This is a genomic window from Nonomuraea sp. NPDC050404 (assembly GCF_040655495.1).
Classification (GTDB): domain Bacteria; phylum Actinomycetota; class Actinomycetes; order Streptosporangiales; family Streptosporangiaceae; genus Nonomuraea.
Map to the genome: position 1 here is coordinate 200,333 of NZ_JBFAKB010000002.1, position 23,700 is coordinate 224,032.

The window sequence follows — 23,700 nt, forward strand, 5'->3', positions numbered from 1 at the left end:
TTGACACCTCACCAGCGCAGGGAACCGGCATCCTCCAGGTAGGCCCCGGTGGGACCGTCCCCGTCCAGGGTCGCCAGCCGTACGGCGATGGCCGCGCCCTGCTCGGCCGTGCGGTGGCCCGAGTGCCCATTGAGGTCGGTGGCGCAGTAGCCGGGGTTGGCCGCGTTCACCTTGATCGGGGTGTCCATCAGCTCCTTGGCGTAGCAGACGGTGATCATGTTGAGCGCGCTCTTGGAGGAGTTGTACGGCAGGAAGTTGGCCTCCCAGAGGGGGCCCTCCCGGTCCATCGCCATGGCCAGCGAGCCGAGCTCGCTCGACATGTTCACGATCCGGCCCGACTCCGACCTGCGCAGCAGCGGCAGCATGGCGTTGGTCACGGTGACGACGCCGAAGACGTTGGTCTCGTAGACCTCCCTGATCGCCGCCGCGGTGACGGTGCTGGGCACGAGGGCGTTGAGGTCGCCGGCGATGCCCGCGTTGTTGATGAGGATGTCGAGCCGGCCGTGCTCGCCGTCGATCCACTTCGCGGCGGCGGCCACGCTCTCCTCGTCGGTCACGTCCAGCCGCACGTACGGTTGCCCGAGCCGCTCGGCGGCGGCCCTGCCGCGCTCCTCGTCGCGCGCCCCCACGATCGTGGTGACGCCCTGCCCGGCCAGCAGCCGCGCGATCTCGTAGCCGATTCCCTTGTTGGCGCCCGTGATGAGCGCGATTCTGGTCATTCCCCCACGTTCGCCCTGGTCGAGGGAACGGCGGGAGAGACCTGGAGAGGCTGGTATCAGCGGTACCACTCACGACGGGCTGCCCGTCGCCGAAGATGGAGGCATGAACCGCGACGCATTCGCCGAATTCCTCCGTGCCAGGCGCGCCCGCGTCACCCCGGCCGAGGTGGGGCTGCCGGAGGGCGGGCGCCGCCGCACGCCCGGCCTGCGCAGGCAGGAGATCGCGCAGCTCGCGGGCATGTCGATCGACTACTACATCCGGCTCGAACAGGGCCGCGGCCCGCACCCGTCGAGGCAGGTGCTGAACGCGCTGGCCAGGGCGCTCATGCTGAGCCAGGACGAGCGGGCGCACCTGTTCCACCTGGGCGGCCAGCCGCTGGAGTCCCCGCTCATCAGGGAGGACGTGCCCGAGAGCCTGCTGCACCTGATCTCGTTCATGGAGGAGGTCCCCGCGTACGTCCTGGACGCCCGCTACGACATCCGCGCCTGGAACCCCATGGCCAGCGCGCTCATGGGCGGCCTGGAGAGCACCGAGCCCGGTCAGCGCAACGTCATCCGCTGGGTCTTCATGTCGCCCGAGCTCGCCGAACACCTGGACGACGAGGAGAAGGGCCGCTTCGCCCGCGCCTCGGTCGCCGACCTGCGCGCCGCCGCGGGCCGCTACCCCGACGACCGCGCGCTGCGGGCGCTCGTCACCGAGATGCTCGCGCTCAGCCCGCACTTCGCCGAGCTGTGGGCAACCCACGAGGTGAAGGTGCGCCGGGAGCAGCGCAAGCGGGTCGTCCATCCGGTGGTCGGCGTGATCGACACGATCTGCCAGGTCATGCCCGTACCCGACCGGGAGGACCTGCGTCTGGTGCTCTACACCACCGAACCGGGCTCGCCGTCCCACCAAGCCTTGCGCGAGCTGCGGCAATTGACCCTAAGCTCGTGAGATGCGAGCGGTTGCCTTTGACATCTTCGGTGGAGAGCTCGACGTGCGCGAGCTGCCCGACCCGGCCCCATCCCCGCACGGAGCGGTGATCAGGGTCGAGGCGACAGGACTGTGCCGATCCGACTGGCACGGCTGGCAGGGCCACGACTCCGACATCAAGGTCCTGCCCCACGTGCCGGGCCACGAGCTGGCCGGCGTGGTGGAGGCGGTCGGCTCCGACGTGCGCGGCTGGTTGCCGGGACGGCGCGTGACCGTGCCGTTCATCTGCGCCTGCGGCTCCTGCGCCAGCTGCGCCACCGGCGACCAGCAGGTCTGCGAGCGGCAGACGCAGCCCGGCTTCACGCACTGGGGCTCCTTCGCCGAGTACGTCGCCATCGACCACGCCGACGTCAACCTGATCGACGTCCCCGAGGACATGGCCTACGCCACCGCCGCCGGGCTCGGCTGCCGCTTCGCCACCGCGTTCCGCGCCGTGTCGCAGGTGGGCGAGGTACGTCCGGGCGAGTGGGTGGCCGTGCACGGGTGCGGCGGCGTGGGCCTGTCGGCCGTGATGATCGCGACGGCGGCCGGGGCCAGGGTGGTGGCCGTGGACATCAGCACCGACGCCCTGCACCTGGCCGAGGTGGCGGGGGCCACACACTTCGTCAACGGCTCGGCCGGTGACGCGGCGGCCCAGGTCAGGGAGCTGACCAGGGGTGGCGCGCACGTCTCGATCGACGCGCTGGGCAGCCGGGGAACGTGCGCCGCCTCCATCGAGAGCCTGCGCCGCCGGGGCCGGCACGTGCAGGTCGGGCTGCTGCCCGGAGGGGCGACGCCGGTGCCGATGGACCGGGTGATCGGCTACGAGCTGCGGCTGCTGGGCAGCCACGGCATGGCCGCACACGCCTATCCGCCCATGCTGGAGCTGATCAGGGCCGGGGTCCTGCATCCCGACCAGCTCGTCACCCGCACGATCGGGCTCGCGGACGCCGGCAAGGCGCTGGCCTCGATCGGCTCGGTGCCGGGCGTGACGATGATCACTCCCAGGCACACGCCCTGAGGATCACTCCTCTTCGGCCTGCACCCGGAGCGTCCTGAGCACCATCGCCAGCATGCCGCTGTGGGCCACGAGCATGATCAGCTCGATCCTGCCCGCCACGTCGTAGCGGTCGCACAGCGCCGCCCACGTCGCGTCGGTCAGGTCGCCGCCGTAGTACAGGTCGTCGGCGACCTGGAGGACGAGCTGATCCTCGACCGACCAGAGCGCGTCGGGCCTGCCCACCAGCTCGATCTCCTGGGCGGTCAGGCCCGCCTCGCGGGCCAGGCGGGCGTGCCTGGCCCGCTCGTGCTCGCTGCCGCAGTGGTGTGCGGTGCGCAGGATGGCCAGCTCCCGGTCACGGGCGGGCAGCACGCCGTCCAGCAGCGCGCCGTTTAAAAGCCGCCATGCCTGGTAGAGGGCCGGGTGGTGGGCCAGAGTGGTGAACACGTTGTACGGTTGGGCCGCCGTGAAGTCGTCCCATTCTTCACGAGGAAGGGGCCGCACGCGAGGTCTCATGGTCGCTAGCATCTCCCCATCGGTCGAATACTGCATTGACGTCTAAATACAAGTACTTTTCATGATTGGGTCAATACGGCAGGATTAAGGGGCCCGCAGACGTAACCAGCATGGACGACCGCAAGGACGCACGGTGATTCGAACGTTGCTCGCTGAGGACATGAATCTGGTACGAGGGGCGCTCGTGGCGCTGCTGGCCTACGAGGAGGACATCGAGGTCGTGGCAGAGGTGGAGCGGGGCGACCTCATCCTGTCCACCGCCAGGGCCTGCCGTCCCGACGTCGCGGTGATCGACATCGCCCTGCCCGGCAAGGACGGGCTGGAGGCCGCGGGTGAGCTGCACGAGAAGATGCCCGAATGCGGGGTGCTCATCCTGACGGGTGTCGGCACGCCCGGGTTGCTGAAAAAGGCCCTCGACGCGCACGTGCGCGGGTTCATGGCCAAGGACGCGCCTCCCGGGCGATTAGCCGATGGGATCCGGCGGGTGGCCGAGGGCGAACGGGTCATCGATTCGGAACTGGCGATCGCGGCCATGCGGCCGGCGGAGGCGCCCCTGACACAGCGCGAGCTGGACGTTATCGGGGCAGCCGCGGACGGCGCCTCGATCGGGGAAATCGCGGCCTCGTTATATTTGGCAGAAGGAACTGTCCGAAATTACCTCTCGAAAACCACGGCCAAATTGGGCGCGCGCAGCAGGATCGACGCCATCCGCATCGCCAGGGAGTCGGGCTGGATCTGAGCGGTTCCGGCCGGATTTGAGCAAATCGGGCCGGAACTCAGCGATTCAGGACGGATCTGAGCCGTTCGTGTGGGCGGCGAGGAAGGCCAGGACGTCGGCCGCCAGTCCGACCGACCGGCTGACCGCCCGCGCGCCGTGACCCACGTCCGGCTCGTGCCGCAGCAGGATCGGCCGGTCGCCGCCCGTCGCCCACTGCAGCGCCGCGCACATCTTGCGGGCGTGCATCGGATCCACGCGCGTGTCGGCCGCCGAGACCGTGAACAACGTCGCCGGGAAGTCCGTGCCCTTGCCGACGTGGTGGTAGGGCGAGTAGCCGAGCAGCCAGGCCAGGTGCTCGGGGTCGTCGGGGTCGCCGTACTCGCCGGTCCAGGAGGGGCCGAGGCCGCTGAGGTGGTAGCGGGCCATGTCGAGCAGCCCGGCCGAGCACACCACGGCGGCGAACAGGTCGGGCCGCTGGGTGAGCGCCGCGCCGACGAGCAGGCCGCCGTTGGACTCGCCCCAGATGCCGAGTTGCCGCGGCGTGGTCCAGCCGTCGGCGATCAGCTTCTCGGCGGCGGCCACGAAGTCGTCGAACACGTTCTGCTTGCGCTCCAGCATGCCGTCGCGGTGCCACGCCTCGCCCTCCTCGCCGCCCCCGCGCAGGTTGGCGATGGCCAGCACGCCGCCCGCCTCGACCCAGGCCAGCGAGTCGGCGGCGTAGCCGGGCATCAGGGGGATGCCGAAGCCGCCGTACCCGCTGAGTATGGCCGGGCGCGGGCCGCCGTCGGAGGGTTGCGCGACGACGACCATGCGGATGGGGGTGCCGTCGGCTGAGGTGTACTCGATGTGGTGGCTGTGCACGGCGGGCAGCGTGACGCGGCCGGGCGCGGCGGACCAGCGGGTGGTCTCGTCCGTACGGGCGTCGTAGCGCCAGATCTCGGCGGGCGTGACGGCGTCGGTGTAGGCGAACCACGCCTCGGGGCCGCCCTCGGGACGCGAGGTGAGCGAGGCGATCGAGCCGCTGCCGGGCAGGGGCACGGTGCCCAGCCGCTCCCCCGTGTGCGCGTGGTGGACGACGATCTCGCCGACCGCGTGGCGCGTCCTGGACACCAGCAGCCGGTCCCCGTCGAGCAGCGTGAACGCCCCCAGCACGGCCTCCTTGTCCTCCGGGATCAGCTCCCGCCAGGCGGTGGGCGTCTCGGGGTGGGCCACGCAGAGCCTGCGGCGCGGGGCGTCGCGGTCGGTGAGCAGGTACAGGCGGCCGTCGCAGGCCACCGCGCCGGCCGTGCGGGCGTGCGAGCCCTCCTGTACGGGCCGGGGCGCGGGATCCTCGCCGGCCAGGTCGGCCAGCCAGAGCGAGTTGCCCGACGCGGTGCCCGCCGAGATCGTCAGCCAGCGGCCGTCCGGGCTGAGCTGCACGCCGTACGCGATCGGCCCCCTGGTGAACACCGGCACGTCGGGCTCGGAGGAGCCGATCCGGTGCAGGAACACGCCCTGACGGAAGAGCACGTAGTAGAACTCCTCGCCGCCCGGCAACCAGGCGACAGCGGAGTAGCGGCAGCCGCCGATGGGCCCGTCGATGATCTCCCCCGTGGCGAGCTCCCGCACGTACAGGCAGGCCTTCTCGTCGCCGCTACGCGAGATCTGGTACGCCAGGCGGCGCCCCTCCAGGTCGGGCTGCCAGTCGTCCAGCGTGGTGAGGCCGGTGGGGTCGAGCTCCATGGGGTCCAGCACCACGCGGTCGTCGCGGCAGAGCACCGGGTGCTCCTGCGTCGGGGACTGGCGCAGGTGGAAGCGCTGGTCGCCGCGCCACACCGGCGGCGTCACCAGGCCGGTCTCGCGCAGTTCGGTCAGCCGGGCGAGGAACGGCTCCCGCCGCGCGAGCCTGGCGGCGCTGTCATGCCACAGCCTGTCCTGGGCCGTCAGCCAGTCCTGGGTGCGGGAGTCGAGGGGGTCCTCCAGCCAGCGGTACGGATCGTCGATCTCGTGGCCGTGGCGGTGTTCGGTGAGGGGGAGACGGTCGGCGGGCGGGTAGTTGTCTGGAAATTTCATGACACGGGCTCCGGGTGCCAGTGGCCGGCCAGGTCTGCGTACAAGGGGGAGGTCCGCACCAGCTCGTCGTGCGTGCCGACGGTGAGCTGGGCGCCGTCCATGAGGAGGATGCGGCGGGCGCGCAGGGCGGAGGTGAGACGGTGGGCGACCACGATGAGCGTGCCGCCGCGATCCGCGAACGCGGCCTCGGCCCTGGCCTCGGTGGCGGGGTCGAGGTGGCAGGTGGCCTCGTCGAGGATGACCAGCGAGGCGGGGGCCAGGTAGGCGCGTACGAGGGCGATGAGCTGCCGCTGGCCGGCCGAGAGCGCGGCGGGATCCACTTCGCTCCCGAGCCCGCCCAGCTCCGCCACCAGTCCGCCCGCCCCGACTGCGGCCACCGCGGCCGCCACCACGCCCGCGCCGGGCTCGTCGTCGCCCGCGTAGTACGTCAGGTTCGCCAGCAGCGTGCCGCGGAAGACGTACGCCTCCTGCGGGATCAGCACCCGGGCGGCGGGGTCGATCTGGTCGGCGGGCACGCCGCCCACCAGCACCTCGCCCTCGCCCGGCCGCAGCAGGCCGCTGACCAGCGCCGCGAGCGTGGACTTGCCCGCCCCGCTGGGCCCCACGACCGCCAGGTGGTCGCCCTCGGGCACGTCGAGGTCCAGGCCCTCGACGACGGGCGCGGAGTGCGGCCCGTAGGCGAAGGTGACGCCGTCGAGCCGCACGTCGCAGGAGTGCGGCCGGATGGCGGGCAGGTCCGGCGGGGCGGGGGGCGCCATGGCGAGGATGCGGCCGAGTGAGACGGCCAGCCGGACGCCGCTGACGCCGAGCCCCTGCACGAGGCCGCCGAGCGCGGGCGCCAGGGACTGCGTGACGTAGGCGAGGGTGCCGACGATCACGCCGGCCCCGACGCCGCGCCCGAGCAACCACGGGGTGCCCGCCAGGACGAGCACGACGGGCAGCCAGCCGCCGGCCGCCAGCGCGAAGGTGCGGGCGGCGGTGACCCCGGCCAGCGCGCGGGCGGCGGCGGCCTGCGCCCCGACCCGCAGCCCCAGCCGCCCGGCCACGCGCTCGCGCAGGCCGCACGCCTCGATGTCGCGCAGCCCGCCCGCCATGTCCGTCATCGTCTCGGCCAGCCGCTCGTCGGCCACCAGGTAGGCGCGCTGCCGCCGGGCCAGCGCGGGCAGCGAGGCCAGGAACAGCCCGAGCCCGGCCAGGAACGGCGGCATCACCAGCACGAGCGTCTCCGGCGCCAGGGTCAGCAGTCCCAGCACCACGCTGACCACCGTGAACACGAACCCCCGCACGGTGGTGACCACGGCCGCGAAGGCGTCCCTGGCCAGCTCGACCTGGAGGCCCGCCCTGGCCACGGCGCCACTGTCGCGTCCCGCCCGCGCCCGCAGCGCGCCCCGGACCACGTGCGTCAGGAGGTCGTCCCTGAAGGGCTCCGCGATCGCCGCGACAGAGAGCACGACCTGCCGCGCGGCCACCGCCCCCGCCAGCCAGGTGACGCCGAGCGCCGCCAGCCAGCCGAGGCCGACGAGCGGCTCGGCCCGGGCGAAGCCGTCCTCGATGGCCCGCGCGATCGCGTACCCGATGAGGAAGGCGGGCGCGGCCTCCACGACCGACCACAACCCGAGCACGACCAGGCGCCGCGGATCGCGCCGCAGCGCGCGGACGGCGGGGTTCACGAGGCGGCTCCCTTGAAGACGCCGCGGTAGTCCGGGTCCTGCCACAACTCGTGGTGCGGCCCGCGGGCGCGTACCTTGCCGTCCTCCAACCAGACGACCTGGTCGGCGCGGGCGGCGGTGGCGATGCGGTGCGCCGCGATCAGCCGGGTACGGCCGTGGAGCGCGCCGGTGAGGGCCTTGCCGACCTGGCGTTCCGTCACGGTGTCGAGGCTGGAGGTGGCGTCGTCGAGCACCAGCAGCCGTTCACCCCGGGTGAAGGCCCTGGCCAGGCCGATGCGCTGCCGTTCGCCGCCGGACATGGGGGCCTCGGCGAGCGGGGTGTCGTAGCCGAGCGGGAGCCGCCGGATGAACGGGTCGGCGCACGCGGCCCGGGCCGCCGCCACCGGCTCCGCGCCGATGGCCTCGCCGATCGTCTCGCCGACCAGTACGGGGCGTTCGAAGGCGTACCCGATCGCCCGTCTCAGCTCCTCCTCCGGCAGTTCCGCGAGCGGGACCCCGTCGAGCAGCACGGTGCCGCGCCCGGGATCGACCAGCCGCCCGGCCAGCGCGGCCAGCAACGACTTGCCCGCCCCCGAGCGTCCCACCACGGCGGTCACCGACCCGCCGGGGATCGTCAGGTCGCCGACGGTCAGGCCGTTCGCGGCCACGTCCCGGAACTCGACCGTGCCGGGGCCGGGCGGGAGCGTGCGCGTGCCATGCGCGACGGGCGGCAGGTCGAGGACCTCCGAGACCCGCTCGGCGGCGGCCCGCGCCCTGGCCAGGCCGCTGATGTGGCCGAGCGCGGTGCTGAGCGCCGCGCCGAGCACGGCGTAGCGGGCGGCGGCGTACAACTCGCCGATGGTGAGCTGGCCCGCGGCGAGCATGAGGCCGCCGGCGGCCAGCACGGCGACCTCCAGGAGCGGCACGACCAGCCCCGACTGGACGGCGGCCGTGGCGTTGGCCCGCCACAGCTCCATCCCGTGGGCCCGTAAGCCGGGCAGCGGCGCCAGCACGCGCCCCGCCTCCCGGCGGGCGGTGCCGGCGGCGGCGATCGTGCGCGCGCCGTCCATGGCCTCGACCAGGCGGGCGGCGATCTCGCCCTGCACCTTCTGGTAGCCGCCCGCGAGGGTGGTCGTGGTGCGCAGGAAGGCCCGCAGGACGAGCAGGATCACCACGATGCCCGCCCCGAGCGTGAGCGTCAGGACGGGGGCGATGAGGGTGAGAGCGACCAGCGCGCCCACCGTGGGCACCAGAAGCGCGAGCGCGCTGGTCACCGTCTCCGGTGCCCGGCCGACCTCCTCGGTGTTCAGGCCGGCTCGGGTGACGAGCTCGCCCTCGGGGAAGCGGCGGGTGGCCGCGGAACCTGTGCCGAGTACGTGCCGGAGCAGGCCGGAGCGGAGGGTGGCGGCGGCGTGGGCGCCGCTGGCGCCGCGCGCCCACACGCCGAGGCTTTCGCAGATCATGACGGCGGCCACCGCGCCGGCGCAGAGGGCCGGCCAGGGGATGCCGTCCGGCCGGCCCGCCACGAGGACGTCCACGGTGCGGCCGATCAGGTAGGGGATGGCCAGCTCCGCCGCCGCTCCCACGACCGCTGTGACGGCCAGCACGGCGGGCCAGGGGCCGCTGCGCCGTACCGTGTCGATCACCAGCCGGTCTGCTGCCCGCACGCCGCGCTCCTCTTCAAGAATTGTGGGTGTCCCCGCGCCGTGGCGGCGGCGCGGGGACCCGCGTGTATCGCTATCAGTGGCAGAGAGCGACACTGAGGTTGCTGGGCTTGCCGGAGTGGCAAGAGAGAACGGTCAGCGTGCTGCCGCCGCTGGCCACGTCGCTGGCCGCGGGAGCCTCAAGACCCTGCAGGTCGAGAAGTACCATGTCTTTACACCTCCTTTCGCGGTATCGAGGGAGCAGGCCCGGAGGGGGCCTCCAGGAACGGCAGTGGGCAGGGTTCATCACCCATCGCCGAGGCGAGGGCGAAGAGCACGCCGGCCGTTCCGGTCGCGAAATCCATGGACAGGCGCAGGAGCTGGTCGCCGGGGAAAGCCAGGCCCCCGGCGTGCGGCAGCGCGTGCCACCTCAGCCCCTTCACCAGTTCGGGCACGTCCCCGGCGCCGGCCGCGATGAGGCCGGCCCGCCCGGTGAACAGCCCTGCTTGTACGAAGAAGCCCGCGCGTCCCGCCAGCCGCAGCTCGGCCAGCGCCGTCGCGAACACCTCGTCGGTTCTGTGCCGCAGGTAGCGCTCAAGCACCAGCGCGATCCCCGCGGAGCCCTCGTCCAGGTACGGCAGCAGCCGCCACCCCTGGTTCACCTGCAGCGAGCCGTCCTCCGAGTGCCGGCAGCGCCGCAGGTCCTGACGCAGCGCGGTGGCCGCGAGGTCGAGCAGCGACGCCTCGCCCGTGTGCTCGTAGGCGTGCAGGAACAGCAGGGCGGGTCCTGAGGAGCCGTGCATGAGCCCGGCGCGCGGATTGGTGCCGCCGCTGATCTCGGGCACGGGGGTGCCGAGCCGCTCGGCGCAGATGTCCACCGCGCGCATGGCGAGTTCGGTGTGCCCGAAGTGCAGCAGGTTCAGCCCGATGCCGGACAGTCCGGAGATGAGCGCCGATTCCAGGCGGTCCCATCTTTCCCGCAGGCACATCTCGATCAGGTCCTGCGCGTCATCCCGGTGGCCGAGCAGGCCCAGGACGTAGGCGATCCCGTGCAGGCCGTCATACAGGCCCAGGCCGGAGCCTCGTACGGGGTGCAGCGCGCGCTCGCGTAACCAGCGCTCATACTCGGGATAGGGCCCGAGCCCGGCCCCGGCCAGGGCGAACAGTACGCCGGCCGCGCCGTGGGCGAGGTTGAGCCCGCCGCCGGGCTGGAACTGGGCCACGTCGCCGGGGAAGAGCCGGTCGTCGCGTTCCGGCGTGGCGCTGGCCACGATGGCCCTGGCCATGGCGTCGCGCAGGTCCGGCCATTCCGCCTCGCCCGGCATGGGCACGGGGGTGCCGTCGCGCTCCTGGCCGGCGATGGTGTCCACGGCTCCGTCGATCAGGCCGGCGGGCACCGGGAACGTCTCCTTGACGATCTCGCCGAGGTGGGTGACCTTGGGCCGGTGCAGCGGCAACATGATCGTGCACTGGGGGGCGAACAGGCCCAGGCGCAGGCAGGCCAGCGCGTACTGGTCGACCTCCACGCCCTGGCGGTCGGCGGGGGCGGCGAAGGCCGGATGGGCGAGCGCGGCGCGGCCACGGTCCTCGGCCTTCGTGGCGACCTCGAAGTCGATCAGCGCCACCCGGCCGTCGTCGGTCAGCAGGATGTTGTCGGGGTGCAGGTCGCCGAAGACGACCCCGCGCTCGTGCAGCGAGCCGACCGCCGCCGCCACGGTGTCCAGGGTCTCGACCGCCCAGTCGGTGTACTCGGCCAGGTCCCGCTCGGTGCAGGTGCCCCTGGTCAGCGGGTAGCGGTGCACCAGGCGGCGCTGGAGCGGCGTGCCGTCCACGAACTCCTCGACGAGGAAGCGGTGCTCGCCGAGCGTGAAGTAGTCGAGCAGGGCCGGCGCCGCGGGCAGCCCCGACAGGCGTTCGAGCACGTCGCGCTCGTGCTCGATGCGGGCGACGGCGTCGCGTCCCGCCGCGTCGAGCCCGGCGTGCGGCCTGGCCTCCTTGAGCACCACGCGCTCGCCGGTGCGCCTGTCGCGCCCCAGGTAGACGCCGCCGCCGTTGGAGAAGTGCAGGACACTCTCGATGTCGTACGGCAGCCCGGACGTCGTCACGGCGTTGCGCGCGGCGAGTTGCGGCTCCAGGAAGGCGGGCAGGGTCGTCCATGGCGGCACCGAGAACGTGGCCCCGCGCACGTCCGGCACGAGCCGGCCGTCCCCGTCCTCCATGGCCAGCACGCGCTCGCCCGAGGGGGACAGGCAGTGGCGCTCGGCGAAGCCGCCGTACCTGATGAACAGAGGTCCCTCGTTGTAGCGTAAATCGCTGAGAATGTAGGGGCCGCGCACGTCGCGTAACAACTCGTCGAGTTCTTTGAGCACGAGTTCGAGCTGCGCCTCGTCCCTCGGGTAGATGGTGACGAGCTTGCCGCTGGAGGCTCTGGAGGCGGCCTTGGAGTTCACCATGACGAGCACCGGCATGCCACGCAGGAACTTGAATGCGATGCCGCGCGGCAGGCAGTAGTCCCAGATGGTTTCGATGGCTTTTTCGGCGTCTTCCACACGGGCGGAAACGTGAATCTTCCAGCCCTGCATGGGAAGCGGGGTCTCGGTCTCCGGGGCGTAATAGCACCAGGTGTCGGTGAGGGCGGTGGACCAGCCGGTGGGCAACGGCCTGCGCAGAATGGGAAAGTCGGCGTCGTCGGCCGTGGTGTGCTCCAGCGTGTCGTAGAAACGCGGATCCACAAGGCAATACAGCTCGTACTTGTCCATCTGGCGGGGACCTCCAGGGCGGTGTGCTGGCTCAAAGCTTGCCGCCGTGGAGGCCGTCCGGCTAGTCACATTGTTCAGACGATTTACATGCCTATTTAATGGCCATTTGTGAATCCTTCACAATATAACGGGGGCGCGATTATTTCTTTCGTGGGACGTACACGCTGAAGGTGAACTGACCGGATCTGGAGGAGGTCGCCTCCAGCCAGCCGCCCAGGCTGGCGACGCGTTCTGCCAGGTTGAGCAGGCCCTGGCCGGCGTCGCCCGGCCGGCGCGGCGGGCGCACACCGTCGTTCCTGATCGTCAGGCGCACCATCTGGTCACGTTCCAGAAGATGCACGCTGCACTGGCGGGCCTCGGCGTGCCGCAGCACGTTCGTGACCCCCTCACGCAGGGCGTGCGTGAGCGCCTCCTCCACCTCCCCCGGCAGATCCCGGCAGGCCACCCTGATCTGGCAGCGCACCCGCGCAGACTCCAGCAGCGCGCGCGCCGAGCCCAGCTCGGCCGCCAGCGTGGAGCTGCGCAGGCCGTGGGCCACCGCCCGCACGTCGGACGACAGACTGCGCAGCAGTTCCAGCGTCTCGCCCACCTCCTCCCGCGCCTTGGCGTCCCCCTCGACCACCAGCCGCTCCAGCAACTGCACCTTCAGCACCAGCACCGTCAGCCGGTGCCCGACCAGGTCGTGCAGGTCGCGGGTGAAGCGGCGGCGCTCCAGGGCGACGGCCTTGCGCATGGTCTCGGTACGCGCCTCGCCCAGCCGCCCGGCCCGCTTCGCCAGGCTCACCATGGCGTACTCGGCCGCGCCGACCAGCGGGGCCGACAGCGCCCAGAGCGGATCGATGGCCGAGGAATCGGGCGCGGCCAGCATCACGGGCCCGCAGGCCAGCGCCAGCAGCACCAGCACGACCGAGCGAATCCGGCCCGCCATCACCATCATGGCGCCCGCCAGCAGCCCGCACACCGGGGTCCAGCCCGCCCCGAACGCGGGCAGCGGCAGGTACGTCAGCCACGCCTGCACGGCCACGATCCACCACGAGCCCGCCCGGCGCGCCGGAGTCTCGGTGATGAACCTGACGTGCAGCGTCAGCAGGACGAGCAGCGTGACGGCCCCTTCGATGGCCGATCCCGTCTCGCCCAGCCCGGACAGGACAGCCCCCGCCAGTCCCATGATCCCCGCCCCGAGGCCCAGGCCGCCCACCCAGTACGGAGATGACAGAAACTCGATTTTGGTACGCGCCCAAGACACGAGTCCACGATGTGTTTCCTCCACCTCACCCCCGGTATACGTCTGGTCCGCCGCGTCGCCAGGCTGCCCACCGTTTTGCAACGTTCCTCTAAAGGACCCGATCACCATCGCCCGTGTAAAGGTCGTTTCCGCTTTTGGACACGCCTGACTTCCCGTCCACCCACTTGGTCAACCAGACATTGGAGGTCATAAGGTGAGCGTCATGGAATACCAGCGACTTGGAAACTCCGGTTTGAAGGTCTCCCGGGTGTGCCTCGGCATGATGAGCTACGGCGACCCCGACCGGCAGGAATGGGCGCTCTCGCGGGACGCGGCCGAGCCGCTCGTGCGCAGGGCCGCGGACGCCGGTGTGACGTTCTTCGACACGGCCGACGTCTACAGCGCCGGCGAGAGCGAGGTCGTGACCGGCGATCTGCTCCGCGCGATCTTTCCCAGGCGCGAGGATTACGTGCTGGCCACAAAGGTGTATTTCCCGATGGGCCGGGGCCGCAACGACCGAGGCCTTTCGCGCAAGCACATTCATGACGCCATCGACGCCTCACTGCGGCGGCTCGGCACCGATTATGTGGACCTCTACCAGATCCACCGCTGGGACGACGAGACGCCCATCGAGGAGACCATGCAGGCCCTGCACGACGTGGTCAGGGCGGGTAAGGCCCGCTACCTGGGCGCCTCCAGCATGTGGGCCTGGCAGTTCGCCAAGGCGCAGCACGTGGCCGAGGTCAACGGGTGGACGAAGTTCGTCGCGATGCAACCGCACTACAACCTCCTTTACCGAGAGGAGGAGCGCGAGATGTTGCCGCTCTGCGCCGACCAGGGCGTGGGCGTGATCCCGTGGAGCCCGCTGGCGCGCGGCGTACTGGCCAGGGCCGGCTCCTCGGCCGCCACGACGGCCAGGACCGGCTCGGACGAGCGCATCGACGCCCTGTACGAACCGGACGGCGACAAGCTGATCGTCGACCGGGTGGCGCAGGTGGCCGCGGCGCGCTCGCTGCCGGCCGCGCAGGTGGCGCTGGCCTGGGTGCTGAACAGGCCGGGCGTCACCGCGCCGATCGTGGGCGCCACGAAGGAGCGGCACGTGGACGACGCGGTGGCCGCGGTGTCGGTGTCGTTGTCGGAGGAGGAGATGGCCTTCCTGGAGGCGCCGTACCGGCCGCGTGAGGTGCGCTTCTAGGAACCGCTGGAGGCGCGCTTTCGGGGGCCGCCGTTCGGCGGCCGGAATTGTCGGGGCGGGCCCCTAAGGTATGGGCATGCGGGCAAACGAGGAGGCGGCGGCGGCGCTGCAGGAATACGCGGAGCTGTTCGCGCTCAGCGGCGGCGACGCCTTCCGGGTGCGGAGCTACCAGAAGGCGGCCAAGGCGATCGCCGGTTTCCCCGAGGACATCTCGGTCGCCGACGTGCGCTCCGTCCCCGGGGTGGGCGAGGCGATCGCGAAGAAGATGGAGGAGTTCCTCCAGCGGGGCAGCTTCCGGCAGCTCGACGACCTGCGGGGCCGCGTTCCCGACGGGGTGCGGCGGCTGACCAGGGTGCCGACGCTCGGCCCCAAGACGGCGATCATGCTGTTCGAGGACTACGGCATCGACTCCACCACGGCGCTGCGCGAGGCGATCGACTCCGGCCGCCTCGACGGCGTCAAGGGCCTCGGCCCGAAGACCCTGCTCAACCTGCTCAAGGGCATCGAACAGCTTGAGCTGTCCGGCCTGCGGGTGCACATCGGCGTCGCGATGTCCCTGGCCGAGCAGGTGATGGGCTCGCTGCAAGCCGAGCGCATCGCCTATGCGGGCTCGCTGCGGCGGATGAAGGACACGATCGGCGACATCGACATCCTCGCGGTCGCGCCCGAGTCCATCATGGCCGACTTCCGAGCCCAGCCCTACGTCGCCGACGTGATCGCCGCGGGCGACAAGAAGACCTCCGTCCGCACGACGTCCGGCCTGCAGGTGGACCTGCGCGTGGTGCCCGCCGGCTCGTGGGGCGCGGCCATGCAGTATTTCACCGGCTCCAAGGAGCACAACGTCGCCATCAGGGAGATGGCGGTGAAGAAGGGCTGGAAGCTGTCCGAGTACGGGCTGTTCGAGGGCGAGCGGGTGATCGCCGCCGAGTCCGAGGAGGACATCTACGACGCGCTCGGCATGCAGTACGTGCCGCCGCCCATGCGCGAGGACGGCGGGGAGGTCAAGGCTGCGCTCGCCGGCGAACTGCCCGAACTGGTGCAACTGGCCGACCTCAAGGGCGACCTGCACACCCACACCGACCTGACGGACGGCATCGCCTCACTGGAGGACATGGTGGCGGCCGGCCACGCCCGCGGCTACGCCTACTACGCGGTCACTGACCACGCACCCGACCTGGCGATGCAGCGCATGACCCTGGACAAGGCACTGGAGCAGCGGGGCCGGGTGGCCGAGCTGCAAGGGAAATATCCCGACATGCGCCTCCTGCACGGCACCGAGCTCAACATCGCCCCCGACGGCTCTGTCGACTGGCCCGCCGAGGTGCTGCGCGAGTTCGACGTGTGCGTGGCCTCGGTGCACTCGCACTTCAACCAGTCGCGCGAGGAGATGACCCGCCGCTTCATCACCGCCTGCGAGAATCCGTACGTCGACATCATCGGCCACCCCACGACCCGCAAGATCGGCAAGCGCGACGCCGTGGACGCCGACTGGGACGCCGTCTTCCGCGCGGCGGGCAGGACCGGCACCGCCATGGAGATCGACTCCTTCCCCGACCGCTCGGACCTGCCGTCCGACCTGGTGCGGCTGGCCAGGCACCATGGGGTGAAGTTCTCGATCGACAGCGACTCGCACGCGATCCCGCACCTGGCGAACCAGCGGTTCGGGGTGGGGATCGCGCAACGGGCCTGGCTGACCACGGACGACATCATCAACACCTGGCCCTTGGACCGCCTCCTGTCCTTCCTGGGCCGCTGACCAACCCCCTCCGAATCCAGGTGAGGCCGCTGCCCGTTCACGGGCCCGTCGTCTCATTCGGAGCTGCTGCCCCCGTGCGCGGGGTCACCCGCTCCAGGTCTGGAGTCGGTTGCGCCAGACCCAGAGGCCCTTGTGCTCGCCGCTCTTCAGCTGCACCCAGTGGTCGCGGCCACGGCCTCGGGCGGCGCAGGTGGCGCGGATGGGGTCTTCTGACGGCGCCAGCTCGGCGCGCTTCCGGTACTTCTTGCCGGGGCCCAGCCTGATGGGGGCCGGGTTGTCCGTCATGTTGACGTAGCGGCAGCTCGGGGCCTGGCGTGCATCCGTGGTGGCGGCGCTCGCGGTGGCGGCGCTGCTTGTGGTGGCGGCGCTCACTGGAGCGGTGCTCGCGGTGGCGTGGCTGGTCGGGGTGGTGGTGAGCGTGGCGAGCGTGAGCGCGGCGGCGGTTCCGAGGCCGGCGAAGGTTCTGATTGCGGTTCCCATGAGCAGTCCCCCTTACGAAGAAACGTGCGTCGGCCAAGCCCCTTCTCGCAAATACGGACTTAACGCCATAAATGCGGATGCTTGCCCTAGTGTTCGGGCTTCTGTGGAGCCCAGCAGGCTCAGGCCAGACCTTCCCTTGGCTCCGCAGCGCCCGGCTGCCTGGATCGCCGCGGTCGTGCGCGCGGGCGGGGAGGCGGCGTTGGCGTGGGGCGGGCTCGGGTAGAGGGAGCGATGGAACGTTCCTGTGCCGTTCGGGGCAGATTTTGGCAATGAAGGGCAGCGGACGGCAGCGTGAGGAGATTAAATGGTTTACAGGTAGGAAATAGGGACTACGAGGTGATGCCCCATGAAGCAAGCCACGGCGGCGATCGTCAAACCGCTGCCCGACCACCTGTTCAGAGTCCACGGCAACAGCGCCGAGATGCGCTGGGAGGCCATGTCGGGCCTCGGCTATCACACTCCGAACGACCGGTTCTTCGTCAGGAACCACACCTTCACCCCGCTCATCGACGCCACGACCTGGCGGCTGCGGATCCATGGCGCCGGAGTGCGATGTCCGCGCGAGTTCGGCTACGAGGACCTGCGAGCCATGCCCTCCCGCACGTACGACGTGGCGATCGAGTGCGCGGGCAACGGCCGGCGCTTCTACCGGACGCAGCAGCACGACGGCGCTCCCGGCACGCAGTGGGGCCTCGGGGCGATCGGGGTGGCGCGGTGGCGCGGGGTGCCGCTCAGATACCTGCTCGACCAGGCCGGAGTGCGCCCGGAGGCGGTGGACGTGCTGCCCACCGGGCTCGACGCGCCGTTCGAGGATCATGGGCACGTACGCCGGCCGCTGCCGCTCGGCAAGGCCCTGGACGACGTCCTCGTCGCGTACGAGATGAACGGCGTCCCGCTGCCGCCCGACCATGGATTTCCGGCGCGGCTGGTGGTGCCGGGATGGGTGGGAATCGCGTCCATCAAATGGCTTGGCGATATAGAAGTTTCAACGGCACCGCTCTTCACGCCGTGGAACACGGTCTTTTACGCCGACGTCACGACGCAGCCGGTGAAGAGCGCATTCGAACTCCAATGGAATGCGCGCCTGCCGGTCTCCCGGCCGCACATCCTGCGCGGGCGGGCCTGGTCGGGGCGAGGCAGGATCGTCCGGGTCGAGGTCAGCTTCGACGGCGGGCTGAGCTGGCGCGGGGCCGAGCACCGCGGGCATCGCCTGGTGAAAGCCTGGCTGCCCTGGCACATCGAGTGGGCGCCCCAGCAGACGGGCACCCGGCTGCTCATGGCCCGCGCCACCGACGAGACCGGCGCCACGCAGCCCCTCACCACTCCACGGCATCCGTTCGGATATCACTTCGACGCCGTCGTGCAACACCCCATTCACGTCGTCAATGGATAGAAAAATGTCACCTATCCGGGCTGAGCTGGAGATTTCCTTTACCCGTGTTCGGCGCGACTGAATTCATCTGAAAGACTCGCGCAGAAACCTCCCCGACATCCCATCATGTGATGCTGCCCATAAAACAACGGGAAAAGGAGAGCCGATGCGCCAGCTGACCGCACTCGACGCTCAGTTCCTCAATGTCGAGACCACGACGACCGCCGCGCACGTGGCCGGGCTGGCGGTACTCGACTCGGCGAACGGCTCGGTCGACAGGGACGCGCTGGCCAGGCTCCTGCTGGATCGGGTGCATCTCTCCCCCGCGCTCAGCCTGCGCCTGGCCGAGGTGCCGCTCGGGCTGGACCGTCCCTACTGGGCGCCCGACCCCCGCTTCGACATCGGCAACCACCTCTTCGAGCAGACGCTGCCCGCGCCGGGGGACGACTGGCAACTCGCCGAGGCCGTGGGGCGCATCCACGCCCGCCGGCTCGACCGGGCGCATCCGCTGTGGGAGATGCATCTGATCCACGGGCTGCCGGGCGACCGGGTGGCCGTCTACACCAAGGTGCATCACGCCGCGATCGACGGAATCTCAGGCGCCGAGACCCTCGCTACCCTGCTCGACCTGACCCCGGACGGCCACCTCACGCCCCGCCGCCCCCAACCGCCCAGCACCCCTCCGAAGCCCCGCGGCCCAACCGCCCCCATCATCGCCCTCTCCCCCACCGGCCATCCCTCCGCCGCTGATGCCCCCTCCGCAGCCGGTTACCGCTCGGCAGCCAGTGAGCACGCCACAACCGGTGAGCCCGCCGCAACCAGTGAGCCCGATCGGCACGACGACGCGCCCGGTCTGCTGGGGATGCTGGCCGGGGCCGCCCTGCGTACCGCCATCCACCCCGTACGTTCGGTCCAGTCCGTGGTCAGGGCGGCGGGAGACCTGGACGCCATCCCGGTCGTCGCCGGCCTGCCCGGCGCGAAGCTGATCGCCCAGGCGGCCCGCATCGTCAGCGGCCACCGCCCCCACCGCCCGGAGCTGCCGAACCTCGCCGTGCCCCGCACCCGGCTCAACGGCCCCATCAGCGCCCGCCGCCACCTGTCCTTCGGCTCGGTGTCGCTCAAGGACGTCAAGAACGTCGCCAAGGCCAACGACATCAGCGTCAACGACGTCGTGATGTCCCTGTGCGCGTCGGCCCTGCGCTCGTGGTTGCGTGAGCGGGACGCGCTGCCCGAGGCGCCGCTGATCGTGGGCGTGCCCGTCGCGGTACGCCGGGCCAAGGCGAAGGACCTGGTGGGCAACCAGATCTCGGCCATGGTCGCCCCCATGCCCACGAACCTGCCCGACCCCTGGGAACGCCTGCGGGAAGTGGGCAGCGCGATGGGGAAGGCCAAGCGGCGCTTCGCGCTGGCGCCGGCGACCTGGCTGAGCGAGTTGTGCTCGGTGCTGCCCGCTCCGGTCACGAGCCTGGCGACACCGCTGATCTTCCGGCTGGCGGGGCTGGCCTGCCCGCCGATCAACCTCATCGTCAGCAACGTCCCTGGGCCGCAGTTCCCGCTGTACCTGTGCGGCGGCCGGGTCCTGTCCTACTATCCGCTGTCGGTGCTGACCGACATGAGCGGCGGCCTCAACATCACCTGCTTCTCCTACGACGGCATGCTGGACTTCGGCATCGTGGCCTGCCCCGATCGTATGGACGACGTGTGGGGCCTGCTGGAGCACCTGCGCACCGCGCTCGACGAACTGCTAGACGAGCGAGTGGGCGATGAGTTCCGCGACGGCGTCGGGGTCGATCTGGTGGCCCGTTAGCTGGCAGAGGTTCTCCTGGTAGAGCAGGATGGCGGCGAACGTGGCCGCCGCCACCTCCAGCCTGGCCGCGTCCCCGCGCGCGCCGGGCAGCGCCAGCTCAAGCGCGAACCTGGAACGCCTGATCAGCTCGCCGTTGAGGCGGCCGAGGCGCTCCTTGACGGAGCCGTGCGTGTCGGCCTCACGGAACAGGATGCGCCGCATCGCGGGTGAGGCCCGCAGCGGCAACACGCGCGCCAGCCGGGACAGCGTGCCCGCCGGGTCGCCGGGCACGGCGTCGATCTCGTGGCCCTCCTCGACCTGCGTACGCTCGTCAACGAGGGCCACCAGCACGTCGATCTTGCGTGGAAAATAGTGAAATATCAGCCCTTTGGGCACCCTCGCCAGCTTGGCGATGACCGCGGTCGGGGTGGCCTCGTACCCGCCACCCGCGAACAGTTCTTCCGCCGCGTCCAGGATGCGCGTGCGTGCGTCAGCGACACCGATCACCACAGCTCGCACCCTAGCCCCACCCGCGACCGCACCGCCATGCCGGGAAAGGCAGAGGACCCTGCCGCGCCGTCACACCATCAGAGACAATCCTGTAGCATATGAGACAAATACGTCTCATTCACTGCATGGATGTCTTATATGGCCATAACGCGCGACCAGATCATCACGGCCGCCATCCACCACCTCAACGAGAACCCGACCCTCTCGATGGCGCAGCTCGCCGAGGCCGTGGGAATCAGCAGGGCCACGCTCAACCGCCACTTCACCAGCCGCGACGACCTCACGCTCGCCCTCGGCCGGCGCGCCAACGAGCAGTGGGCCCAGGCGCAGGTGGACAGCGGCCTGCTCGAAGCGACCGCCTCCGGCGACCCGGAAGCGATCAAGGCGGCCCTGCACGCGTTGCTGGCCGGACTGGCCGACGTCGCGGACGAGTACGGCTTCAGCCTGACCGACCACGCCCTGGACGACCATCCGGAGCTGCGGCAACGCACCGACGAGCTGGAGGAGCGAGAGGTCGACTTCTACGCCGCGGCCCAGCGTGCGGGCCTGCTCCGGGCCGACCTGCCCGCCCGCTGGATCAGCAACCTCGTGTTCGGCCTGCTCGTCGCCGTACGCGAGAGCCTGAGCCGCGGCGACATCGCCCGCCGGGACGCCTCCCGGCTGGTGTTCACCACGTTCATGCACGGCGCCGCCGTCAGGAATGAGGACTCATGAAGACCACCACGCCGCCCGTCGCGTCGAGCCGGCGACGCTGGGCGGGCCTCGCCGTACTGTCGGCCAGCGTGTTGCTCGTGGTCATGGACATGACCATTCTCAACGTGGCCCTGCCCGCCATCTCGGAGGACCTGCGGCCCGACTCGATCGAGCTGCTGTGGATGGTGGACGCCTACGCCCTGGTCCTTTCGGGCCTGCTGGTCACCGTGAGCGCGCTGGGCGACCGGTGGGGCCGCAAGCGCATGCTGATGACCGGGTTCGCGGTGTTCGGGCTGGCCTCGCTGGCGGTGCTGGCGGCCGACAGCGCCCTGGAGGTGATCCTCGTACGGGCGCTGCTCGGCATCGGCGGCGCGATGATCATGCCGTCCACCCTGTCCATGATCCGTAACCTGTTCACCGACCCCGGCGAGCGCGCCCGCGCGCTGGGCGTGTGGGCCGCGATGGCCGCGGTCGGAGCCGCGATGGGGCCGATCGTGGCAGGGCTGCTGTTGGAACGTTTCAGCTGGCACTCGGCGTTCCTGGTGAACGTGCCCGTCATGGTGGTCGCGATCGCCGCCGGGCTGTTCCTGCTGCCCGAGTCCAGGAACCCGGCCCCCGGCCGATGGGACGCGCTCGGCACGCTGCTGTCGATGGCGGGCATGGTCGCGCTGCTGTACGCGGTCAAGAACATCGGCAAGTACGGCCTGTCCTCCCCGTCCGCCCTGGTGGCGACCGCCGTGGCGGTGGTGACGCTGACCTGGTTCGTACGGCGGTGCCTGCGCAGGCCGGATCCGCTGCTGGAGGTCAGGCTGTTCCGCAGCGCGCCCTTCTCCGCCGGAGTGGTGACGGCGCTGACCACGTCGATCGCGATGGCCGCGGTGTTGCTGCTGCTGGCCCAGTGGATGCAGCTCGTGCAGGGGTACGGGCCGCTGGAGACCGGCGTTCGCCTGCTGCCCGCCGCGCTGGCCGCCATCGTCGCCTCCCCGCTGGCCCCCGCGCTGGCCGGCCGCATCGGCGCCCGCACGGTGCTGGCGGGCGGGCTCGCGCTGACCGCGCTGGCGTTCCTGCTGCTGTACGCGGCCCCGAGCCCGCTGGGCTACTGGCCGGTCGCGATCGCCCTGACGCTGATCGGCATCGGGAACGGCTCGCTGGCGATCGCCTCGGCCGCGATCATGTCCGGTTCGCCGCCGGCCAAGGCGGGCAGCGCGGCGGCCATCGAGGAGACCAGCTACGAGGTGGGCGGCGCGCTCGGCGTGGCCGTCCTGGGCAGCGTCGCGGCCGCCGTCTACCGGGCCGGGGTGGAGTACACGGGGCCAGGCGGCGAGGTCGTACGGGAGTCGCTCGGCGGGGCACTCGACCTGGCCGCCGAGCTGGGCGCGGCAGGCGGGAGAATCGCGGAGCAGGCCAGGGCGGCGTTCACCGAGTCACTGGTCCTGACCAGCGGAATCGGCGCCCTGCTGATGCTGGCGGGCACGCTCGTGGTGTGGCTGCTCACGCCCCGCGACCTGGACGTGACCTCAGCCGACCAGCACCACTGACCGATCCACCTCCGGGGTCATCAGCCCCTGGGCTCACCAGCCCCTGGGCTCATTGGACCCTGGGTTCATCCGTCCCGCCCGTGGTCGGGGCCCGCGACTTGGTCGGCCACCCGGCCGATCCGGGCCAGGCGGGCCAGGGCGGGGCGGGCGAGCACCTCCCCGATGTCGTGCAGGGCCACGATGAGCTCCTCCACCCCGTCGAGCGGCATGTCGGGCTCCCTGTTCAGCAGGATCCCCCGGTAGTCCTCGGGCGAGACGGCCCCGCCGGGCAGCTCGATCCCGTCGTCCTCGGCGCGGAACAGCACCGGCACGGACGTGTCCAGCACCAGGGCCAGCGCGGTCAGCTCCGCGGCGGTGAAGGACCGCTGACCGCGCTCGGCCTGGTGGACGGCCTGGCGGCTCCACGGCCTGTCCAGGTAACGGCCCATGGCCTCGCCCAGCTCGGTCAGCGAAATCCGGCGCTCCGCGCGCAGCCGGGCTATCTGCCGCCCGATGGCCTCTTCCACCCGCATCCGCTTCACCCCTCCAACCCGGTTGTCATTCTGCACGATGACACCGACAGGCCGCCATTGACAGGCGCTCGCTCACCGCAGTAGTGTAAATGCAGAGAGTTCCCCGTCAATGTAGTGGATGACACGAGCGATGGTGAGGCGCGAAATGCAGGACATCGTCATTGAGGTGGCCGGACCGATCGGCGACTGTGCCGTGCTCAAGATCTCCGGCGAGGTCGACGTCTTCACCGCCCCCAAGCTGCGCGAGCAGGTGGTCGACCTCGCCGCCAAGGGTGTCGTGCACATCGTCGCCGACCTCAGCTCGGTGGAGTTCCTCGACTCGACCGGCCTGGGCGTCCTCGTCGGCGGGCTCAAGCGGCTGCGTACGCAGGACGGGTCGCTGTCCCTCGTGATGACCACGGACCGCATCTCGCGCATCTTCAAGATCACCGGGCTCACCGCCGTGTTCGCCTCGCACGACTCGGTCCAGGCCGCGATCACCGCCGACCCGCACTGGACGCAGACCATCGAAGGCGAGGCGGGCAGCGTCGCGGACTGGTGCCGTGACCACGGCTTCCCCGCCTGACCCGCTGGACCTCTGCCTGACCCGCCCGACTTGCCCGACTTGCCCGATTCGCTGGACCTC

General features: G+C 71.1%; 20 protein-coding genes and 1 pseudogene. 10 read left to right on the forward strand and 11 right to left on the reverse strand.

The genetic code is table 11. The annotated features are described in order from the left end of the window. Positions 1 to 8 precede the first annotated feature (8 nt). On the reverse strand, positions 9 to 719 hold the full coding sequence (locus AB0I81_RS06165) for an SDR family oxidoreductase (protein WP_360650795.1): 711 nt from the start codon (positions 717 to 719) through the stop codon (positions 9 to 11). A gap of 103 nt (positions 720 to 822) precedes the next feature. Here AB0I81_RS06165 and AB0I81_RS06170 point away from each other — a divergent pair, with 103 nt between their 5' ends. Beyond that, positions 823 to 1,653 (forward strand): helix-turn-helix transcriptional regulator, encoded by an 831-nt coding sequence (locus tag AB0I81_RS06170; RefSeq protein WP_360650798.1) that lies wholly within the window; start codon positions 823 to 825, stop codon positions 1,651 to 1,653. Position 1,654: 1 nt separating this feature from the next. Then, on the forward strand, positions 1,655 to 2,692 hold the full coding sequence (locus AB0I81_RS06175; RefSeq protein WP_360650801.1) for a zinc-dependent alcohol dehydrogenase family protein: 1,038 nt from the start codon (positions 1,655 to 1,657) through the stop codon (positions 2,690 to 2,692). A gap of 3 nt (positions 2,693 to 2,695) precedes the next feature. On the opposite strand, the gene AB0I81_RS06180 is transcribed toward AB0I81_RS06175, so the two are convergent. Then, positions 2,696 to 3,223 carry a carboxymuconolactone decarboxylase family protein gene (locus AB0I81_RS06180; protein ID WP_360650804.1) on the reverse strand — a complete coding sequence of 176 codons (528 nt, stop codon included), beginning with the start codon at positions 3,221 to 3,223 and terminating at the stop codon, positions 2,696 to 2,698. Positions 3,224 to 3,320: 97 nt separating this feature from the next. Between AB0I81_RS06180 and AB0I81_RS06185 the strand changes: the two genes are divergently transcribed. Further along, complete coding sequence (locus AB0I81_RS06185; protein ID WP_360650807.1) at positions 3,321 to 3,926, forward strand: response regulator transcription factor; 606 nt, start codon at positions 3,321 to 3,323, stop codon at positions 3,924 to 3,926. Between the two features lie 45 nt (positions 3,927 to 3,971). On the opposite strand, the gene AB0I81_RS06190 is transcribed toward AB0I81_RS06185, so the two are convergent. From AB0I81_RS06190 to AB0I81_RS06215, 6 genes are all read right to left on the reverse strand, one after another. Next, positions 3,972 to 5,957 carry a prolyl oligopeptidase family serine peptidase gene (locus AB0I81_RS06190; protein ID WP_360650809.1) on the reverse strand — a complete coding sequence of 662 codons (1,986 nt, stop codon included), beginning with the start codon at positions 5,955 to 5,957 and terminating at the stop codon, positions 3,972 to 3,974. Continuing rightward, on the reverse strand, positions 5,954 to 7,627 hold the full coding sequence (locus AB0I81_RS06195; RefSeq protein WP_360650811.1) for an ABC transporter ATP-binding protein: 1,674 nt from the start codon (positions 7,625 to 7,627) through the stop codon (positions 5,954 to 5,956). Before AB0I81_RS06195 ends, AB0I81_RS06190 begins: the two co-directional genes overlap by 4 nt. Beyond that, positions 7,624 to 9,273 carry an ABC transporter ATP-binding protein gene (locus tag AB0I81_RS06200; protein WP_360650814.1) on the reverse strand — a complete coding sequence of 550 codons (1,650 nt, stop codon included), beginning with the start codon at positions 9,271 to 9,273 and terminating at the stop codon, positions 7,624 to 7,626. Before AB0I81_RS06200 ends, AB0I81_RS06195 begins: the two co-directional genes overlap by 4 nt. A 73-nt stretch (positions 9,274 to 9,346) precedes the next feature. Continuing rightward, on the reverse strand, positions 9,347 to 9,478 hold the full coding sequence (locus tag AB0I81_RS06205) for a SapB/AmfS family lanthipeptide (RefSeq protein ID WP_103955008.1): 132 nt from the start codon (positions 9,476 to 9,478) through the stop codon (positions 9,347 to 9,349). Between the two features lie 4 nt (positions 9,479 to 9,482). After that, positions 9,483 to 12,008: a class III lanthionine synthetase LanKC gene (gene lanKC / locus AB0I81_RS06210; RefSeq protein ID WP_360650818.1), complete on the reverse strand. Its 2,526-nt coding sequence runs from the start codon at positions 12,006 to 12,008 to the stop codon at positions 9,483 to 9,485. Positions 12,009 to 12,147: 139 nt separating this feature from the next. Further along, positions 12,148 to 13,254, reverse strand: coding sequence for a histidine kinase (locus AB0I81_RS06215; RefSeq protein ID WP_360650821.1), 1,107 nt, complete (start codon positions 13,252 to 13,254; stop codon positions 12,148 to 12,150). 202 nt (positions 13,255 to 13,456) lie between these two features. Here AB0I81_RS06215 and AB0I81_RS06220 point away from each other — a divergent pair, with 202 nt between their 5' ends. Next, entirely contained in the window at positions 13,457 to 14,428 is a 972-nt protein-coding gene (locus tag AB0I81_RS06220; RefSeq protein ID WP_360650824.1) for an aldo/keto reductase, read from the forward strand. A 76-nt stretch (positions 14,429 to 14,504) separates the two neighbouring features. Continuing rightward, positions 14,505 to 16,184 (forward strand): DNA polymerase/3'-5' exonuclease PolX, encoded by a 1,680-nt coding sequence (gene polX / locus AB0I81_RS06225; protein WP_360650827.1) that lies wholly within the window; start codon positions 14,505 to 14,507, stop codon positions 16,182 to 16,184. Positions 16,185 to 16,268: 84 nt separating this feature from the next. On the opposite strand, the gene AB0I81_RS06230 is transcribed toward polX, so the two are convergent. Continuing rightward, entirely contained in the window at positions 16,269 to 16,664 is a 396-nt protein-coding gene (locus tag AB0I81_RS06230) for a hypothetical protein (RefSeq protein ID WP_360650829.1), read from the reverse strand. A 346-nt stretch (positions 16,665 to 17,010) separates the two neighbouring features. Between AB0I81_RS06230 and AB0I81_RS06235 the strand changes: the two genes are divergently transcribed. After that, positions 17,011 to 18,057 (forward strand): sulfite oxidase, encoded by a 1,047-nt coding sequence (locus tag AB0I81_RS06235; protein WP_360650832.1) that lies wholly within the window; start codon positions 17,011 to 17,013, stop codon positions 18,055 to 18,057. 145 nt (positions 18,058 to 18,202) lie between these two features. Continuing rightward, complete coding sequence (locus AB0I81_RS06240) at positions 18,203 to 19,843, forward strand: wax ester/triacylglycerol synthase family O-acyltransferase (RefSeq protein ID WP_360650835.1); 1,641 nt, start codon at positions 18,203 to 18,205, stop codon at positions 19,841 to 19,843. On the opposite strand, the gene AB0I81_RS06245 is transcribed toward AB0I81_RS06240, so the two are convergent. Continuing rightward, entirely contained in the window at positions 19,781 to 20,329 is a 549-nt protein-coding gene (locus tag AB0I81_RS06245) for a TetR/AcrR family transcriptional regulator (RefSeq protein WP_360650838.1), read from the reverse strand. The two genes, AB0I81_RS06240 and AB0I81_RS06245, sit on opposite strands and share 63 nt — an antisense overlap. A gap of 141 nt (positions 20,330 to 20,470) precedes the next feature. Here AB0I81_RS06245 and AB0I81_RS06250 point away from each other — a divergent pair, with 141 nt between their 5' ends. Next, on the forward strand, positions 20,471 to 21,046 hold the full coding sequence (locus AB0I81_RS06250; RefSeq protein WP_360650841.1) for a TetR/AcrR family transcriptional regulator: 576 nt from the start codon (positions 20,471 to 20,473) through the stop codon (positions 21,044 to 21,046). After that, a complete protein-coding gene (locus AB0I81_RS06255) occupies positions 21,043 to 22,563 on the forward strand; it encodes an MFS transporter (protein ID WP_360650844.1) in 1,521 nt (506 codons plus the stop codon). The genes AB0I81_RS06250 and AB0I81_RS06255 overlap by 4 nt, the downstream gene beginning before the upstream one ends. Before the next feature lie 65 nt (positions 22,564 to 22,628). Here the strand turns inward: AB0I81_RS06255 and AB0I81_RS06260 are convergent, their stop codons facing one another. Beyond that, complete coding sequence (locus AB0I81_RS06260; protein WP_360650847.1) at positions 22,629 to 23,075, reverse strand: helix-turn-helix transcriptional regulator; 447 nt, start codon at positions 23,073 to 23,075, stop codon at positions 22,629 to 22,631. Between the two features lie 145 nt (positions 23,076 to 23,220). On the opposite strand from AB0I81_RS06260, the pseudogene AB0I81_RS06265 reads away from it, so the two are divergent. Beyond that, a pseudogene (locus AB0I81_RS06265) lies at positions 23,221 to 23,559 on the forward strand (STAS domain-containing protein); the annotation flags it as partial. Positions 23,560 to 23,700 lie beyond the last annotated feature (141 nt).